We start from the raw sequence: 2618 nt of genomic DNA, 5'->3' as shown, positions 1-2618 counted from the left end.
GGTTTTATGACGCAGGATGACCTGGCGAAGCGCTTTCTTAACGTGGCCACCGGCTTTAAACCTAACTTCTGAGGAGTTCCTGATGCTGACGCTATCACCCGTCTGGCACGGGCGGCTGCGAGCTGCCCGTGGCCTGACGAGCCTGCTGATGCAGACGCTGGTTATTCACCCGGCGCTGCTGTTCTTTCTGCTGTTTTTACTGATGTCACACAATGCGGGCAGCGCCGGTCAGATGCTGCTGAGCGAGGCCGAAAGGCTGGTGCGCGATGCGCCGGCGGGGCAGGTGTGGGGTTGTGTATCACAGGCCACGCCCATGAAGGCCTTTCCGCCTGCAACGCCGGATGAACTTCAGAACGGCGCGCCTGTCCCGGATGCGGTAAAACTTTCAGTTGCGCCGCCCGTGTTGTGTGAGAAAACGGCGCTCAGCCGCGATGCGTGGGCTGCACAGACCAGCGGCACGCTGCTGTTACTCTATAAGGCCGGCGTGATGTTTTCCGTCATATCTAATCTGGCCGTGTGGCACTTGCGCCGCCGCGCTAAAGGAGAACATGCATGAACCGACTGCCGCTTATCGTCACGCTGTTTATGGCGGGCGTCATACTGAACTGCCTGCGCCAGTTGATGAACTACTCGCTGACGCTGACCCATCAGGTTCTGATCACCGGCGCCATGGCGGCCTTTGTGCTGGCCGCCGTGGCACTGGCGGGCGAACTCATTGCATACCGCCGCGCGCGCCGCGGACCGGGAGGCCATCATGAGGCTTAAGGTTCTGCTGGCGGCGACGCTGCTGCTGCCGGGGCTGGCACAGGCCTCAGTGGCCGACGACATCGCCGCGCTGGAGCAGGCAAAGGCGCAGCAGGGGGCACAGCTGCCTGACTTCGGGCTGCCCGGCAGCCAGCCTGCCCGGACCGCGCCGGCGAAGCCGCCGAATCTGATGACGCTGACCGACGGCCGGCGCGTAAATCTCAACGACTACGCGGTGGTGGTGTTCATGCAGCGCGGCTGCCAGTACAGCGCGAAGTTTGATCCAAAACTGAAGGCGTGGGCGGATGAAACCGGGATAAAAGTGTATCCGTACACGCTTGACGGGTACGGCGACACGTCCTTCCCGGTGGCGCTGATCCCGCGCAAGGCCGGGCCGGACGAGCCCATCGCCGGCGAGATCCTGACGTTCTTCGGCAACGGTCTGCCCATCGCGACGCCGACCACCTTTATGGTCAACGTGAACACCAACATGGCTTATCCGCTTTATCAGGGCGACACCGACATGGGCACGGTAAGCCAGCGCCTCGCGCAGATGATCGAGGCCGACATTGACCACCTGCCGCCCGACACGCTGGGGCCGGTACCGGGCAGCGCCTCGCTGACCCCGCAGTAACGCCGGCGCGGACTGCAACCCGTATCCACACGCTGCCCCGCGTTCTGCTGGCAGCTTTATTTTTCTGCAGGAGTAACCTCATGACACCTTCCGATAGACGGTTCGCCACGCGCGTTCACTATGTCCTGGTCCTCATAAGCCTGGCCTGCCTCACGACCGCCACGCTGTGGGACTATGCCGGTAACCGGTTGTTTGATGCCTTCACCTCGCTGCCCGTGTTTGCTCAGCATCCGCTGGCGTTTTCCGCAGTACTGCACCTGCCGGTATGGGCGTTGACTGCATGTGGTCTGGGGCTGGCCAGCGTGGCGCTCGCCGCACAGGTGATCGCCGGGATGAGTGCATATGCCAGTCGCCGCCGGCTACGGGACATCCCTTATGCGGAGTCTCATTGTGACTGAGCACCCTTTAATACTCTCGCGAACCGAGACGGCGCTGCTGCTCGTCTGCACCTCAATGCTGGCGGCGGCCGGGATTTACGCCTGGCTTGCCTGCGACCTTGCCCGCCTGCCCGCGGATGTCGCTTACGGCACCGATGCGCTGCTGCTGAGCGGGCTGCAGCTCTACCCGCTGCTGTTTCTGTTTGCCCTTGCCGGCGGCTTTGGCTGCGGCGCGCTGGTCAGCATCACGCTGCGCCGGCACGGATTCATGACTGACCGGAGTTTTCAATGAAAAAGAAAGATCGTTTTAATGTGAGGGCGGCATCATGAACCTGCGTCAGCTACTAATCAGCGCTCTGGCGGCGCTGACCATCAGCAGCCCGGCGCTGGCCGACGTGCAGGGCGACCTCAACGGCTACTTTGGCAGCCTCGGCTTTGACGGCAACGTCTCAAAAGCGCAGGCGTGGCAGGGACAGGCCGCGGGCTACTTTACCGGCGGTTCGGTTTATCTGCGTAACCCCGTCAAACAGGTGCAACTCATCTCGATGCAGGTGCCCTCGCTGAACGCGGGCTGCGGCGGCATCGATGCCTACCTCGGGGCGTTTTCCTTTATCAACGGCGCCGAGCTGCAGCGCTTCGTGAAGCAGATTATGAGTAACGCCGCCGGCTACGCCTTTGACCTCGCGCTGCAGACGATGGTGCCGGAGCTCAAGCAGGCAAAAGACTTCCTGCAGAAGCTGGCTTCGGACGTGAACTCCATGAACATGAGCTCCTGTCAGGCCGCGCAGGGCATCATCGGCGGCCTCTGGCCGGTGTCGCAGGTGTCCAATCAGAAAATCTGCCAGGACATTGCCGGCGAGAGC

Annotated in this window: 6 protein-coding genes; all 6 read left to right on the top strand. The window is 62.5% G+C overall.

Features of this window, described 5'->3' with window-relative positions; genetic code table 11:
* The first annotated feature begins 82 nt into the window (after positions 1-82).
* Positions 83-556, top strand: coding sequence for a hypothetical protein (locus CBW22_RS25845; RefSeq protein ID WP_088518261.1), 474 nt, complete (start codon positions 83-85; stop codon positions 554-556).
* The gene (locus CBW22_RS25840; protein WP_088518260.1) at positions 553-765 is read left to right on the top strand and encodes a hypothetical protein; all 213 of its coding nucleotides are present in this window, start codon (positions 553-555) and stop codon (positions 763-765) included. The genes CBW22_RS25845 and CBW22_RS25840 overlap by 4 nt, the downstream gene beginning before the upstream one ends.
* Positions 755-1378 carry an F-type conjugal transfer protein TrbB gene (gene trbB, locus CBW22_RS25835; protein WP_088518259.1) on the top strand — a complete coding sequence of 208 codons (624 nt, stop codon included), beginning with the start codon at positions 755-757 and terminating at the stop codon, positions 1376-1378. The genes CBW22_RS25840 and trbB overlap by 11 nt, the downstream gene beginning before the upstream one ends.
* Before the next feature lie 80 nt (positions 1379-1458).
* Entirely contained in the window at positions 1459-1776 is a 318-nt protein-coding gene (locus tag CBW22_RS25830) for a hypothetical protein (protein WP_088518258.1), read from the top strand.
* Positions 1769-2047, top strand: coding sequence for a hypothetical protein (locus CBW22_RS25825; protein WP_088518257.1), 279 nt, complete (start codon positions 1769-1771; stop codon positions 2045-2047). Before CBW22_RS25830 ends, CBW22_RS25825 begins: the two co-directional genes overlap by 8 nt.
* A gap of 34 nt (positions 2048-2081) precedes the next feature.
* The coding region (locus CBW22_RS25820) for a conjugal transfer protein TraH (RefSeq protein ID WP_176428209.1) at positions 2082-2618 on the top strand (537 nt) is incomplete at its 3' end.

It is taken from the genome of Pantoea sp. VS1, from assembly GCF_002207995.1.
GTDB lineage: Bacteria > Pseudomonadota > Gammaproteobacteria > Enterobacterales > Enterobacteriaceae > Pantoea > Pantoea dispersa.
The sequence above is the reverse complement of the archived record's forward strand: the minus strand, read 5'-3'. Positions and strand labels throughout refer to the sequence as shown.

Coding starts and splice junctions, on each gene's coding strand:
- CBW22_RS25830 (WP_088518258.1), top strand. CDS start 1,459: ATGACACCTTCCGATAGACGGTTCGCCACGCGCGTTCACTATGTCCTG.
- CBW22_RS25840 (WP_088518260.1), top strand. CDS start 553: ATGAACCGACTGCCGCTTATCGTCACGCTGTTTATGGCGGGCGTCATA.
- trbB (WP_088518259.1), top strand. CDS start 755: ATGAGGCTTAAGGTTCTGCTGGCGGCGACGCTGCTGCTGCCGGGGCTG.
- CBW22_RS25845 (WP_088518261.1), top strand. CDS start 83: ATGCTGACGCTATCACCCGTCTGGCACGGGCGGCTGCGAGCTGCCCGT.